Origin of the sequence: Kribbella sp. NPDC051936 (assembly GCF_040680955.1) — a bacterium.
In the GTDB taxonomy this organism is placed as follows: Bacteria; Actinomycetota; Actinomycetes; order Propionibacteriales; family Kribbellaceae; genus Kribbella.
Genome location: NZ_JBFAXS010000013.1, coordinates 48,731 through 63,196, shown reverse-complemented (window position 1 = coordinate 63,196; position 14,466 = coordinate 48,731). Strand labels below are relative to the sequence as shown.

Annotated in this window: 12 protein-coding genes and 1 pseudogene; 12 read left to right on the top strand and 1 reads right to left on the bottom strand. The window is 70.1% G+C overall.

Annotated features, from left to right (window positions below; translation table 11 throughout):
• Positions 1-10 precede the first annotated feature (10 nt).
• From AB0L64_RS37725 to AB0L64_RS37715, 3 genes are all read left to right on the top strand, one after another.
• A complete protein-coding gene (locus AB0L64_RS37725; protein WP_363717770.1) occupies positions 11-700 on the top strand; it encodes a hypothetical protein in 690 nt (229 codons plus the stop codon).
• A gap of 184 nt (positions 701-884) precedes the next feature.
• Positions 885-2,345 (top strand): bifunctional UDP-N-acetylglucosamine diphosphorylase/glucosamine-1-phosphate N-acetyltransferase GlmU, encoded by a 1,461-nt coding sequence (glmU, locus tag AB0L64_RS37720; RefSeq protein ID WP_363717769.1) that lies wholly within the window; start codon positions 885-887, stop codon positions 2,343-2,345.
• 30 nt (positions 2,346-2,375) lie between these two features.
• A complete protein-coding gene (locus AB0L64_RS37715; RefSeq protein WP_359926693.1) occupies positions 2,376-3,356 on the top strand; it encodes a ribose-phosphate diphosphokinase in 981 nt (326 codons plus the stop codon).
• Positions 3,357-3,419: 63 nt separating this feature from the next.
• Here the strand turns inward: AB0L64_RS37715 and AB0L64_RS37710 are convergent, their stop codons facing one another.
• Complete coding sequence (locus AB0L64_RS37710; RefSeq protein WP_363717768.1) at positions 3,420-3,899, bottom strand: hypothetical protein; 480 nt, start codon at positions 3,897-3,899, stop codon at positions 3,420-3,422.
• A 132-nt stretch (positions 3,900-4,031) separates the two neighbouring features.
• Here AB0L64_RS37710 and AB0L64_RS37705 point away from each other — a divergent pair, with 132 nt between their 5' ends.
• The 9 genes and pseudogenes from AB0L64_RS37705 to eno all read left to right on the top strand — a co-directional run bounded on the left by AB0L64_RS37705 (position 4,032) and on the right by eno (position 14,461).
• Positions 4,032-4,793, top strand: coding sequence for a DUF1932 domain-containing protein (locus AB0L64_RS37705; RefSeq protein WP_363717767.1), 762 nt, complete (start codon positions 4,032-4,034; stop codon positions 4,791-4,793).
• 320 nt (positions 4,794-5,113) lie between these two features.
• Positions 5,114-5,758: a 50S ribosomal protein L25/general stress protein Ctc gene (locus AB0L64_RS37700; RefSeq protein WP_359926684.1), complete on the top strand. Its 645-nt coding sequence runs from the start codon at positions 5,114-5,116 to the stop codon at positions 5,756-5,758.
• A 42-nt stretch (positions 5,759-5,800) separates the two neighbouring features.
• Positions 5,801-6,376 carry an aminoacyl-tRNA hydrolase gene (pth, locus tag AB0L64_RS37695; protein ID WP_355477158.1) on the top strand — a complete coding sequence of 192 codons (576 nt, stop codon included), beginning with the start codon at positions 5,801-5,803 and terminating at the stop codon, positions 6,374-6,376.
• Positions 6,373-10,002: a transcription-repair coupling factor gene (gene mfd / locus AB0L64_RS37690; protein ID WP_363717766.1), complete on the top strand. Its 3,630-nt coding sequence runs from the start codon at positions 6,373-6,375 to the stop codon at positions 10,000-10,002. Before pth ends, mfd begins: the two co-directional genes overlap by 4 nt.
• 59 nt (positions 10,003-10,061) lie before the next feature.
• A complete protein-coding gene (locus tag AB0L64_RS37685) occupies positions 10,062-10,679 on the top strand; it encodes a hypothetical protein (RefSeq protein WP_363717765.1) in 618 nt (205 codons plus the stop codon).
• Positions 10,680-10,688: 9 nt separating this feature from the next.
• Complete coding sequence (locus tag AB0L64_RS37680; protein ID WP_363717764.1) at positions 10,689-11,666, top strand: MazG family protein; 978 nt, start codon at positions 10,689-10,691, stop codon at positions 11,664-11,666.
• Between the two features lie 83 nt (positions 11,667-11,749).
• Positions 11,750-12,583 (top strand): phosphotransferase, encoded by an 834-nt coding sequence (locus AB0L64_RS37675; RefSeq protein ID WP_363717763.1) that lies wholly within the window; start codon positions 11,750-11,752, stop codon positions 12,581-12,583.
• Between the two features lie 12 nt (positions 12,584-12,595).
• Positions 12,596-13,120: pseudogene (locus tag AB0L64_RS37670) on the top strand (RNA 2'-phosphotransferase).
• Positions 13,121-13,180: 60 nt separating this feature from the next.
• Positions 13,181-14,461: a phosphopyruvate hydratase gene (gene eno, locus AB0L64_RS37665; RefSeq protein ID WP_363717762.1), complete on the top strand. Its 1,281-nt coding sequence runs from the start codon at positions 13,181-13,183 to the stop codon at positions 14,459-14,461.
• Positions 14,462-14,466 lie beyond the last annotated feature (5 nt).

Genomic DNA, 14,466 nt, shown 5'->3' with positions numbered 1-14,466 from the left:
GGAAATCGTTGTGAGACTGAAGACATGCATCCTGGTCGCGCTGACCGGGTCCGTGCTGACAGCAGTGCCCGCGGCCGCCCAGCAGGCCGGGGAACAGGACGGATCGTTGCGCTGGACAACGACTGCGACGAACCGGCAGCCGGCCACGTTCAACGACGTGGCCACCGGAGCGGGCGGCACTTGGGCGGTCGGTGGCGACCAGAAGCAGGACTTCCAGGACCGGCGCCCGCTCGCGATGCGGTGGGACGGCAAGACCTGGAAGGTGACAGCGCAACCGGTGAAGACCAACGCGACCCTGGAAAGCGTCGCAGTCGGTACGGCGAAGAACGTGTGGGCCGTGGGTGAGGACCGCACCGACCCGGACCAGCCGAAACCGCTTGCCTTGCGCTGGAACGGCACCAAGTGGCAGGTCGTCAAGCCTCCCGCCGTACCCACGGGATCCTTCGACGACGTCGCGATCGCGCCGGACGCCTCGGTCTGGGTCACCGGCTGGGCGAACGTCGGCGGCAAGGAACGCGCCGTCGTCTACCGCTACGCCGGCGGAAAGTGGCAAGCACTCAACGCCGGTCTGGAAGGTTCCGTCAACGGCAACGTCCTGACCGTGGTGTCCGCAAAGAACATGTGGCTCGTCGGCGTCCAGTGGCTCGACAGCTGCCGCCCGATCGCGGTGACCCACGGCTATTGGAACGCGGTGAAGTAGGTCACGAATACCACGGAGAGTAGCCATCGGTTCTACGCGCGGTGCCGGGGAGGGTGAGATCGGTCTCGCCGTCCCCGTGCGAGGGGCGGTGCGGACAGCAAGTAGGCTTGCGCGGGCGCTGTTTCGGGTGCCCATGCTGATACTTGTTGAAAGAAACTCGCAGGGAACTCGAGGAGAAGACCGCGTGACTTCCCATCGCCCCGCGGCGGTCGTCATCATGGCCGCCGGTCTGGGCACCCGGATGAAATCGGCGACCCCGAAGGTGTTGCACGAGATCGGCGGGCGCAGTCTCGTCGGGCACGCCGTGCACACCGCCCGGGCGCTCAGCCCCGAACACCTCGTCGTCGTGGTCGGCAACGGCCGCGAACTGGTCGAGGAACACCTGAAGGCCGTCGACCCCGAGGCCCGCACGGCCGTCCAGGAGCAGCAGCTGGGCACCGGCGACGCGGTCCGCGCCGGCCTGAGCGCCGTACCGGCCGACTTCGACGGCTCGGTCGTCGTCACGTCGGGTGACGTCCCGCTGCTCGAGGCGGAGACGCTGCACGACCTGATCGCCGACCACGACAAGCAGGGCAACGCGGTCACCGTGCTGACCGCGCGGGTCCCCGACCCGACCGGGTACGGCCGGATCGTGCAGGGGTCGGACGGCACCGTCGCGGCGATCGTCGAGCACAAGGACGCCACCGCCGAGCAGCGCGCGATCGACGAGATCAACGCGGGCATCTACGTGTTCGACGCGGCCACCCTGCGGGACGGCCTGAGCCGGCTGACCACCGACAACGCCCAGGGCGAGCTCTACCTGACCGACGTGATCGGCATCGCCCGGAACGACGGCAAGCGGGTCGGGTCGCACGTCACCGACGACGCGATGCAGACCGAGGGCGTCAACGACCGCGTCCAGCTCGCCACGCTCCGCGCCGAGCTGAACCGGCGTACGCTCACCCGCCTGATGCGTGCGGGCGTGACGGTCGTCGACCCGAACACCACCTGGGTCGACCAGACCGTCCAGGTCGCCCGCGACGTCACCCTGCTGCCGAACACCCAGCTGCACGGGGCGACCACGGTCGACGAGGGCGCCACCATCGGCCCCGACACCACGCTCACCGACATCACCGTCGGGGCCGGCGCGACGATCATCCGCACGCACGGCTCCGGCGCCGAGATCGGCCCGCAGGCCAGCGTCGGCCCGTTCGCGTACCTGCGCCCGGGCACCAAGCTCGGCGTGAAGGGCAAGATCGGCACGTTCGTGGAGACCAAGAACTCCACCATCGGCGACGGCGCCAAGGTCCCGCACCTGACGTACGCCGGCGACGCGACGATCGGCGAGGGCGCGAACATCGGCGCCGGCACGATCTTCGCGAACTACGACGGTGTCGCGAAGCACCCGACGCACGTCGGCAAGCACTCGTTCATCGGCAGCAACTCGGTGCTGGTGGCGCCGCGGACGATCGCGGACGGCGCGTATCTCGCGGCCGGCACGGCGCTCACCGAGGACGTCGGCCCGGGCGAGATCGCGGTCGCCCGCGGCCGGCAGCGCAACATCAAGGGCTGGGTCGCGCGCAAGCGGGCCGGCACCAAGACCGCCGCGGCGGCCGAGGCGGCGCTCTCCGAGCAGCCGGCGGACCAGCCGGACGAGCAGGCCTGAGCGGTACGAGGACAACGGGAGGCGCGGGCGATGAGCGGGATGAAACGAACCACCGAGAAGAACCTGATGGTTTTCTCCGGCCGGGCGCATCCCGGTCTCGCCGAGGAGGTGTCCGAGGAGCTCGGGTCCGGCCTGGTGCCGACCCAGGCGTACGACTTCGCCAACGGCGAGATCTACGTCCGGTTCGAGGAGTCGGTCCGGGGCAGCGACGCGTTCGTGATCCAGAGCCACACCTCGCCGATCAACGAGTGGATCATGGAGCAGCTGATCATGGTCGACGCGCTGAAGCGGGCGTCGGCCAAGCGGATCACCGTGGTGCTCCCGTTCTACGGGTACGCCCGGCAGGACAAGAAGCACCGCGGCCGGGAACCGATCTCGGCCCGGCTGATGGCCGACCTGTTCAAGACCGCGGGCGCGAACCGGCTGATCTGCGTGGACCTGCACACCTCGCAGATCCAGGGCTTCTTCGACGGCCCGGTGGACCACCTGATGGCGCTGCCCATCCTCAGCTCGTACGTCGCGGAGAAGTACGGCGACCAGCAACTGGCCGTGGTGTCGCCGGACGCCGGCCGGATCAAGGTCGCCGAGCAGTGGTCGGCGCGGCTGAACAACGCGCCGCTGGCGTTCATCCACAAGACCCGCGACATCGACCGTCCGAACGAGACGGTCGCGAACCGGGTCGTCGGTGAGGTCAAGGGCCGGGTCTGCATCCTGGTCGACGACATGATCGACACCGCCGGCACGATCACCAAGGCCGCCGACGCGCTGTACGCCGAGGGCGCCGCCGGCGTGGTGATCGCGGCCACGCACGCGATCCTGTCCGGCCCGGCGGTGGACCGGCTGAAGAACTGCCAGGCCAGCGAGGTGATCGTCACCAACACGCTGCCGATCGCCGAGGAGCGCCGCTTCGACAAGCTCACCGAGCTGTCGATCGCGCCGCTGATCAGCCGGGCCATCCGCGAAGTCTTCGAGGACGGCTCGGTCACCAGCCTGTTCGACGGCCGCGCCTGACCGCGACCTCCCGACGCGGCGGCGTGCGGCCGCGCCGCCGCGTCCCAGCAGTGCCGGCGGCTGTCAGGCGGTGATCCGGCGTCCGCTCAGCTTTCCGGTGCCAGAGTCCACGACCTGGCTGAGGCTGCCCGGTGCGAACACGGTGAAGCGGTACTTCGCCGTGATCGTGCCGTGGGACACCGAGCCCCAGGCCTGCACGCGGATCGTCGGCCCGACCGATTCCGGCCCCTGTTCACCGGCGGTCCCGGTCCACATCGTCAGCCGGAAAGACTTCCCGTGCGATGCCCAGGTCCCGGTGAAAGGCGGCCCCGCCGGGCTGATGTCGTGTGACACGATCACCCCGCCGCCCGCGAAACTCAGCACCAGGCGGACCTTGTCGGGCGATCCGTCGTCCTGCCGCGTGCAGATCCAGCTGCCCAGCAACCCGCCGCCGCTGTCCGCCATCGCCGGTGTGGTCGCCGCCAGACCGGCGACGGCGACACCTCCTGCTGCCATTCCCGCACCCCTCAGCGCCTGCCGGCGCCCGATCGCGTTCTCGCTCATGAAACCCTCCCCCTGAGAACCGCTGTTCCTGTCCACGCTGCACCCGGGCACGGCGATGTGACAACGGTTCGCCGGGGACGGTGACTGACATAGGTTGGGCGGTAACTGACCGAATCGAGGATCGGACGCCGCATGCGGATCACCGTGTTCCACCCGGGAGCGATGGGCTCGAAACTCGCTGCGCAGCTGGTGGTCGCCGGTCACGAGGTGCACTGGGTGCCGGACGGCCGCAGTGCCGCCAGCAAGGCGCGGGCCGACGAGGCCGGTCTGATCGGTACGCCGTTCGCCGAGGCGGTCGGGGCCGCGGAGGCGATCCTCTGCTCCTGCGCGCCGCAGGGCGCCGTCGACGTCGCCCGGCAGGTCGGCGGTGCAGGCTTCAGCGGTCTGTACGTCGAGGCGAACCCGCTGTCCCCGGCGTCGCTGGCGCAGGCGCGCTCCGCCGTACCCGAGGCGACGTTCGTCGACGCCGGCGTGATCGGGCCGCCGCCGACGGGTGGGGCGAGCCCGACGCATCTGATGTTGTCGGGCGCGGAGGCCGAGACCGCGGCGGGGTTGTGGGCCGGTACGGCGGTCACGCCGATGGTGGTCGGCGCCGAACCGGGCGCGGCGAGCGCGGCCAAGTCGTCGTACGCGCTCTACAACAAGGGCAAGGCGGCGCTGGCGGTGCTCGCGTTCCAGTTGGCGGACAAGCACGGCGTGACCGACGCGCTGGTCGCGCAGCAGATCCGGGCGGACGCCGGATCCCTGAAGGATCCGGGACTGCCCGAGCAGCTCCGCAGCGTCGCGTGGCGCTGGGGCCCCGAGTTCGACGAGCTCGCCGAGACGCTGGACGCCGCCGGCCTCGAAGGCGACGCGGCCCGGGCGCTCCGTCAGGTCTGGACCAGACTCACCTAGGCCCTGGTCCCGCAGGACGAACGGCGCCGACCTCGGCAACGCGCCGAAGATCGGGTGCGGCAACGGGTCACCGGGAACCTCGCCGTCGCCGGAGCAAAATGCCCCAGGAGGACGGATTTCCCGTCTGGGCAGGCTCGTGGGTAGACTGTTTTGGTTGCCTCGGCGAGGGACGCCCCCCGGAACTGTTGGGCGCGGCTCCGTGATCGACGCGGTGGTTCGTTGCCTGACGCCTTCTCGGGGTCAGCAGGCGCCCGCTGAGGCCGCAGCCGAGTTCCATCCAGTCAACAGATCACCGCAACGCTTTTGAGGAGTGTCATCTCGTGGCCGAGGTCAAGATCCAAGCCGAAGCGCGCAACGAGTTCGGCAAGGGTGCTGCCCGCCGAATCCGCCGGGACAACAAGGTCCCTGCCGTCCTGTACGGCCACGGCACCGACCCGGTGCACATCACGCTGCCTGGTCACGACACCATGCTGGCTCTGAAGACCGCCAACGCCCTGCTGATGATCGAGGTCGAGGGCGGCGAGTCGCACCTGGCGCTGCCGAAGCAGGTCCAGCGCGACCCGCTGAAGGGCTTCATCGAGCACGTCGACCTGGTGATCGTCCGCCGCGGCGAGAAGGTCCAGGTCGAGGTCGCGGTGCACCTGGAGGGCGAGGCCGCGTCCGACGCGCTGGTCGTCACCGAGCACGCCGCGGTCCTGGTCGAGGCCGAGGCGACGCACATCCCGGAGAGCATCGTCGTCTCCATCGAGGGCCTGGAGATCGGCGCCCAGATCCACGCGTCCGACCTGACCCTGCCGTCCGGCTCCACGCTGGCGATCGAGCCCGACACGCTGATCGTCAACGTCACCGCGCAGCCCACCGCCGAGCAGGTCGAGGGCGAGCTGGCCGAGGCCGAGGCCGAGGCGGGCATCGAGCGCGACGAGCCGACCGCGGCCGAGGAGCCGGTGGCCGCCGCGGCCGAGTAGCCTCTGCCGCAGCACCAGACATCTTCGGGAGGGCCGGGATCCGTGGCGGACGACGTGTGGTTGGTCGTCGGACTGGGGAATCCCGGCCCTTCGTATGCCCGCACCCGGCACAACATCGGGCACCTGGTCGCCGACGAGCTGGCCGCCCGGTCGGGTGCGAAGTGGAAGCAGAGCAAGCAGGTCAAGGCCGAGGTGATCGAGACCCGGATCAGCGGCCTGCGGGCGGTGCTGGCCAAGCCCCGCTCGTACATGAACGAGTCCGGCGGACCGGTCTCCGGGCTGCTGAAGTTCTTCAAGCTGGATCCGGCCAACCTGCTCGTCGTGCACGACGAGCTGGACATCGACTTCGGTGTCCTGCGGTGCAAGTTCGGCGGCGGGGACAACGGCCACAACGGGCTGAAATCGCTGCGCAAATCGCTTGGCACCGGTGAGTACTATCGAGTCCGGTTCGGTGTGGGTCGTCCGCCGGGCCGGCAGGCGCCCGCCGACTTCGTCCTCAACGAGTTCTCCGCGGCCGAACGCAAGGACCTTCCGTTCGCCGTCGACCGGACCGCGGACGCGGTCGAGTCGCTGCTCACCGACGGCCTCGAGTCCACCCAAGGGAAGTACAACTCGTGAAGCTCAGCGGTCTGGTCGACACCCTGATCACCGATCCGGTGGTGTCCGAGGCCGTCCGTGACGCCCGCAACGACGGGGTCACGACGCTCGATCTGAGCGCGCCTACGCCGGTGCGCCCGGTCCTGCTCGCCGCGATCGCCGCGGCGCAGAACGGCGCCGGCCGGCCGGTGCTGGCCGTCACCGCCACCTTCCGCGAGGCCGAGGAGCTCACCGAGGCCCTGCAGTGCCTCGTCGAGGAGCCCGGCACCGTCGCGTACTACCCGGCCTGGGAGACCCTCCCGCACGAGCGCCTCAGCCCGCGGTCCGACACCGTCGGCCGGCGGCTGGCCGTGCTGCGCCGGCTCGTGCACCCGGATCCGTCCGACGAGACGACCGGCCCGATCAAGATCCTGGTCGCGCCGGTGCGGTCGGTCCTGCAGCCGCAGGTCGCCGGCCTCGCGGACCTGAAGCCGGTCCAGCTGCACGTCGGCGACACGGTCGAGCTCGAGGACGTCGTCGAGCGGCTCGCCGGCGCGGCGTACCACCGGGTCGACCTGGTCGAGCGGCGCGGCGAGTTCGCGGTTCGCGGCGGCATCATCGACGTCTTCCCGCCGACCGAGGAGCACCCGCTGCGGGTGGACTTCTTCGGTGACGACGTCGAGGAGATCCGGTACTTCGCGGTCGCCGACCAGCGCTCGCTCGAGATCGCCGAGCACGGCCTGTGGGCGCCGCCGTGCCGCGAGCTGCTGCTCACCGACGAGGTCCGCGCGCGAGCCGCCGTCCTGGCGAAGGAACACCCCGAGCTGGCCGAGCTGTTCGAGAAGCTCGCCGAAGGGCACGCGGTCGAGGGCATGGAGTCGCTGGCTCCGGTGCTCGTCGACGACATGGAGCTGCTCGTCGACCTGATGCCCGCCGGGACGCACGTGGTCGTCAGCGACCCGGAGCGGGTCCGGGCCCGGGCGCACGACCTGGTCGCGACCAGCCAGGAGTTCCTGGAGGCGTCGTGGGCCGCGGCCGCCGGCGGCGGCGAGGCCCCGATCGACCTGGGCGCGGCGGCGTACGTCTCGCTCGGCGACGTCCGGTCGCACGCCCTGGGCAACGGCCTGGCCTGGTGGAGCCTGTCGCCGTTCGCGGCCGCGCCGACCGACCAGCCCGAGCTGCGGGACTCGATGGGTGAGCGGGTCGCGTTCGACATCGACACCGAGGCCGGTGCCGTCACCAGCCGGATCCTCGCCGCCCACGAGGTCGACCCGTACCGCGGTGAGACCGCGGCGGCGACCGAGGACATCCGCGGCTGGCTGCGGGACGGCTGGCGCGTCGTCTGCGTGACCGAGGGCCACGGCCCCGCGCAGCGCCTCGCCGAGGTGTTCTCCGAGGCCGAGCTGCCGGCTCGCGTCGTCGAAGGCATCGAGGAGATCCCCGAGCCCGGGGTCGTGCTCATCTCACAGGGCCAGCTCGAGCAGGGGTTCGTTGCTGACGGCATCAAATTCGCGGTGCTCACCGAGAACGACCTGTCCGGCCAGCGCTCGGCGGCCGAACGCCGTTCCCAGCAACGGATGCCGTCGCGCCGCAAGAAGACGATCGACCCGCTGGAGCTGCAGCCGGGCGACCACGTCGTGCACGAGCAGCACGGTGTCGGCCGGTACGTCGAGATGATGCAGCGGACCGTCGGCTCCGGGTCCCAGAAGGCCACCCGCGAGTACGTCGTGATCGAGTTCGCGCCGAGCAAGCGCGGCCAGCCCGGCGACCGGTTGTACGTGCCGACCGACCAGCTCGACCAGGTCACCAGGTACGTCGGCGGCGAGCAGCCGAGCCTGGACAAGATGGGCGGCGGCGACTGGGCCAAGCGCAAGGGCCGCGCCCGTAAGGCGGTCCGCCAGATCGCCGGCGAGCTGATCAAGCTGTACGCCGCGCGCCAGGCGACCAAGGGGCACGCGTTCGCCAAGGACACCCCGTGGCAGCGCGAGCTCGAGGACGCGTTCCCGTTCGTGGAGACGCCCGACCAGCTGTCCACCATCGACGACGTGAAGCACGACATGGAACGCGTCATGCCGATGGACCGGATCGTCTGCGGCGACGTCGGGTACGGCAAGACCGAGATCGCGGTCCGGGCGGCCTTCAAGGCGGTGCAGGACGGCAAGCAGGTCGCCGTACTGGTACCGACGACGCTGCTCGTGCAGCAGCACTACGCGACGTTCGCCGAGCGGTACGCCGCGTTCCCGGTGAACGTGGCGCCGCTGTCGCGGTTCCAGACCGACAAGGAGGCCAAGGCCACCGTCGACGGTCTCGCCGACGGGTCGATCGACGTGGTGATCGGCACCCACCGGCTGTTCAGCGGCGAGGTCGCGTTCAAGGACCTCGGCCTGGTCATCGTCGACGAGGAGCAGCGGTTCGGCGTCGAGCACAAGGAGCAGCTGAAGCGGCTGCGGACCGCGGTCGACGTCCTGACGATGTCCGCGACGCCGATCCCGCGGACGCTGGAGATGTCGATCACCGGGATCCGCGAGATGTCCACGATCGCCACCCCGCCCGAGGAGCGGCACCCGGTGCTGACCTTCGTCGGCGCGTACGACGAGCACCAGGTGACCGCCGCGATCCGGCGCGAGCTGCTCCGCGAGGGCCAGGTCTTCGTCGTCCACAACCGGGTGAACACGATCGAGAAGGCCGCCGCCCGGATCCGCCAGCTGGTGCCGGAGGCCCGGGTCAGCGTCGCGCACGGCCAGATGAACGAGCACACCCTCGAGCAGGTCATCCAGGATTTCTGGGAGAAGCGCTCGGACGTGATCGTGTGTACGACGATCGTCGAGTCCGGCATCGACATCTCGAACGCGAACACGATGATCGTGGAGCGCTCCGACCTGCTCGGCCTGTCCCAGCTGCACCAGCTCCGCGGCCGGGTCGGCCGGGGCCGCGAGCGGGCGTACGCCTACTTCTTCTTCCCGCCGGAGAAGCCGCTCACCGAGACCGCGCACGACCGGCTGGCGACGATCGCGCAGCACGCGGATCTCGGCGGCGGGATGGCGGTCGCGATGAAGGACCTGGAGATCCGCGGCGCCGGCAACCTGCTCGGCGGCGAGCAGTCCGGGCACATCGCGGACGTCGGCTTCGACCTGTACGTCCGGCTGGTCGGCGAGGCGGTCGCGGAGTACCGCGGCGACACCCAGGCCGAGGAGCCCGAGGTCAAGATCGAGCTGCCGATCGACGCGCACCTGCCGCACGACTACATCCCGTCGCAGCGGCTGCGGCTGGAGATGTACCAGCGGCTCGCGGCGGTCCGTGACGACGAGGGCATCGCCGAGCTGGTCGAGGAGCTGCACGACCGGTACGGCGACATCCCGCAGGCCGTGCTGAACCTGATCGAGGTGGCGAAGTTCCGCAACCACGCCCGCCGGGCGGGGCTGCACGACGTCACCCTGCAAGGCAACATGATCCGGTTCGGGCCGGTCGAGCTGCCCGACTCCAAGGTGCTGCGGCTGAACAGGCTGTACCCGAAGAGTCTGGTGAAGCCGCAACTGCATACCATTCTGGTGCCGAGACCTGCGACCAGGCAGATCGGCGGGCAGCCGCTTCGTGACCAGGAGCTGCTGCAGTGGTGCACCCGGTTGATCGACGACGTGATCGCCGAACCTATTGTGGTGCCGGCGTGAATCTGCCCGACCGGGGTGGTGGGGCGGGGCAGAAGATGACGAGTACGCGAGGAGATTCGGTGAGCACACGGCTTCGGGCTCTCGGTGTGGTGGCGGCGACGGTGCTGCTGACCGGTGGTTGTGCGGCGGGAACCCACCCGGGCGCGGCCGCCGTGGTCGGCGGGACGGAGATCAGCAGCAGCCACGTCGACGACACCGCCCGCGCGTTCTCGGCGGCGGTCGGCGAGAGCGTTCCGGTTCCGGCGATCGTCAACCAGATGGTCAGCGACCAGCTGACCGAGCAGGTCGGCCAGCAGAAGTCGATCTCGGTCAGCGACGCCGAGGTCGCAGCGGCGATCCCGCTGATGTTCAACGACCAGGTGACCAAGAAGCTCCAGGCCGACCCGCTGAGCAGCGCGTTCCTGAAGGAGATCGCCGCCGGTGCGGTCACCTCGGCGAAGCTCGCCGGCGGCAACGGCCGGCTGGACACCGCCGACGCGCAGCAGCAACTGCAGGCGGGGTCGGAAGCGGTCAAGGAGGCGGCGAAGGACATCAAGGTCACGGTGTCCCCGCGCTACGGCCAGTGGACCAACGGCCGCCTGGACACCACGATCTCCGGGTCGCTGTCGCAGGAGTCCGACCAGACCGCCGCGAAGCGCAAGGCCGCCGAGTCCGCCCAGCAGCAGGGCCAGGGCTGACGACGCCGCATGGCTGACGAGTCCGCGGGCGGAATCAAGGTCGTCCTCACGAGCCCTCGTATCGCCCCCGGGCTGCTCACCCGCGCCACCTGGCAGGCCCTCGAGGCTGCCGACGAGATCGGCGCGGCGGGCGGGCCCGACCGTCCCGACGTCCAGGCGGTGATCGGTTCCGGCCTCGTCGTCACCCAGGTCGAGGCCGGGGTCTCCGCGGCGTGGACGTGGCTGTCGTCAGCGGCCGCCGACGGGCGCCAAGTGGTGTGGCTGACCGGTGACGACGGCGAGCCCGGCCTGCTCCGCGTCGTGTCCGACGAGCTCGTCCGCGAGCCGTCGTACGCGGTGGAGATCCTGCACGGCTCGTACGACGTCCCGGGTTCGCGCCTGATCGACCTGGTCCGGGTGATGGACCGGCTGCGGCGCAACTGCCCGTGGGACCAGGAGCAGACGCACGAGAGCCTGGCGAAGTACCTGCTCGAGGAGACGTACGAGACGCTCGAGGCGATCGACACCGGGGACCGCGAGCACCTGCGCGAGGAGCTCGGTGACCTGTTGCTGCAGGTCGTGTTCCACTCCCGGGTCGCGGAGGACGACGAGGAAGGCTTCACGGTCGACGACGTGGCCGGCGGCATCGTCGAGAAGCTGATCCGCCGCCACCCGCACGTCTTCGGCTCGGTCGACGCAGCCGACGCGGCCGCCGTCGAGGCGAACTGGGAAACCATCAAGGCCGCCGAGAAACAACGCTCCTCGGTCCTCGAAGGCATCCCGCTCGCCCTCCCCGCCCTCGCCCTGGCCGACAAGGTCCTGGGCCGCGCCGCCAAGGTCCTCCCGGCCGAGTTCGCCACTCCCGGCGACTCGGACGCCGACCGCATCGGCCACCAACTGCTGGCCGTCGTCCGCGAGGCCCGCACGCTCGGCATCGACGCAGAACAGTCCCTCCGCGTCGCCGTACACCAGCTGGCCACCGAGATCCGCGCCGCCGAGTCCTCCTGACCTACTGCGGACCGTTCGCCGGTCCTCGTCGTCTCCGGAAATCGGATGTACGGCGCCCGGGCCCGGCTGGCAGGGTGGGGCGGGTGGATGTTGCCGGGGTACTGCGGGAGTACTGGGACCTGAAGCCGGTGCGGGTCGACGTCCTGACGGGTGGGATGAACTCGGCTGTCTGGCTGGCATGTGCGGACGAGTGGCGGGTGGTTTTGAAGGCCGTGGGCGCCGGCGACTTGGGGTTCGAGCCGGGGCTGCAGCTGGCCGCGCGGCTCGACGATGCCGGGATCCGGACCGGGCGTCCGCGGGCCGGCAAGCACGGCCGGTACGTCGAGTGCGTCGACGGGCGGCTGGTCGCGGTTCTGGAGTACATCGACGGCGTGCCGTTGACCATGGTGGATCACGCGGCCATCGGGGACCTGCTCGGGCGTGTGCACTCGGCCGCCGCCGTCGAGCGTGGCGACCTGGCCGACTGGTTGCGGTTCCTGCTGCCGTTCGAGGAGTGCCTGGACCTCGAGCCCTGGATCCGTCCGGCGGTGGAAGGGGCGATTGCCGACGCTGTTGCGCTCGGCCCGCTGTCCTGGTCCTGGCTGCACGGCGACCCGGCGGCCGAGGCGTTCGTGCGGCAGCCGGACGGGCAGGTCGCGCTGATCGACTGGGGGAGCGCGATGCGGGGCCCGATTCTGTACGACGTCGCGTCGGCCCGCATGTACAACGACGAGCCCGTCGTACCGGCGTACCTCCGCCGGCGCCCCGACCTGACCGACGAGGTCGAGCGTGGCCTCAACACCTTCCTGCGCGTCCGGTACGCGGTCCAGGCCGGTTACTTCGCGTGGCGCATCACCAACAACCTCCTGACCGGCATCTCCGACCCCGAAGACAACCACAAGGGCCTGGCCGACGCCCGCCGCTCCTTCGGTCACTAGTACTTTCCTGCCATGAGCCGCGACAGCAGAGTGATCTCCCGTCTGCTCCGTCACACTGCGGGTGAGTCCAACCTCACGATGAGTGCGGACGGCTGGGCCGCGATCACCGACGTACTGCGGGTTCTCGGGCTCACCCGCTAACGGCTGGACGTCGCGGTGCGGGAGAACGACAAGCAGCGGCTGCAGGTCGACGGGTAGCGGATCCGGGCGTGCCAGGGGCATTCGCTGGCCGGGATGCCGGTGACACGTGAAGCGTTGGAGAACAGTTGGGAACGGGTTTACCCGGCGGATCTGCTGTGGCACGGCACGAATCGGGCGGTTCTGGCCGCGATTCAGCGCGAAGGGCTGCACGCGGGACGGCGTACACATGTCCATCTGGCGCCCTCGAAGGACAGCCACGTCGGGCGGCGGACGAGAGTAGAAGTCTTGCTGGGCGTGGATTGCGGCGATCTTGCCGTCTATCGGGCCCCCAACGGAGTGTTACTGACGCGCGAGGTACCTCCGGATGCGATTGTTAGGGTCGACGCGGTCCACTGAGCCTGCTGGTCTGGGGACTAGGCTCAGCAGCGATTCGTCATCGAGAACTTGGGAGTCAATGTGGCCACCATCGAGGCCGTCGGCGCGCGCGAGATCCTCGACTCGCGCGGCAACCCCACTGTCGAGGTCGAGGTTCTGCTCGACGACGACACCATCGCCCGCGCGGCCGTCCCGTCGGGCGCGTCCACCGGCCAGTTCGAGGCCGTCGAGCTGCGTGACGGCGACAAGGACCGCTACGGCGGCAAGGGCGTGCAGAAGGCCGTCACCGCGATCCTCGAGGACATCGACAAGGAGATCGTCGGGTACGACGTCCACGAGCAGCGCCTGATCGACCACGCGCTCCTCGACCTGGACGGTACCCCGAACAAGGCCAAGCTGGGCGCGAACGCCATCCTCGGCGTCAGCCTGGCGGTCGCGAAGGCCGCGGCGGACAGCTCCGGCCTGCCGCTGTTCCGCTACGTCGGCGGCCCGAACGCGCACGTCCTGCCGGTGCCGATGATGAACATCCTCAACGGCGGCGCGCACGCGGACAGCAACGTCGACGTCCAGGAGTTCATGATCGCCCCGATCGGCGCGGCGACGTACGGCGAGGCGCTGATGCAGGGCGCCGGCGTGTACCACGCGCTGAAGGCGGTGCTGAAGGAGCGCGGCCTGTCCACCGGCCTCGGCGACGAGGGCGGCTTCGCGCCGAACCTGGACAGCAACCGGGCCGCCCTGGACCTGATCGCGGTCGCGGTCGAGAAGGCCGGCCTGCAGCTCGGCAAGGACATCGCGCTGGCGATGGACGTGGCCGCGAGCGAGTTCTTCACCGACGGCGTGTACGCGTTCGAGGGCGCCAAGTTGTCCGCCGACGAGATGATCGCCTACTACGCCGACCTGGTCGCGTCGTACCCGATCGTCTCGATCGAGGACCCGCTGAACGAGGAGGACTGGGACGGCTGGAAGGCCATCACCGGTGAGCTCGGCAGCAAGATCCAGCTGGTCGGCGACGACCTGTTCGTCACCAACGTCGAGCGCCTGCAGCGCGGCATCACCGAGAAGTCGGCGAACAGCCTGCTGGTCAAGGTGAACCAGATCGGCTCGCTGACCGAGACCCTGGACGCCGTGGACCTGGCCCACCGCAACGGCTTCACCTGCATGATGAGCCACCGCTCCGGCGAGACCGAGGACACCACGATCGCCGACCTCGCGGTCGCGACGAATTGCGGCCAGATCAAGTCCGGCGCGCCGGCCCGGTCCGACCGCACCGCCAAGTACAACCAGCTGCTCCGGATCGAGGAGGAGCTCGACGACGCGGCGACGTACGCCGGTCGCTCGGCCTTCCCGCGCTTCCAGGGCTGATTCTG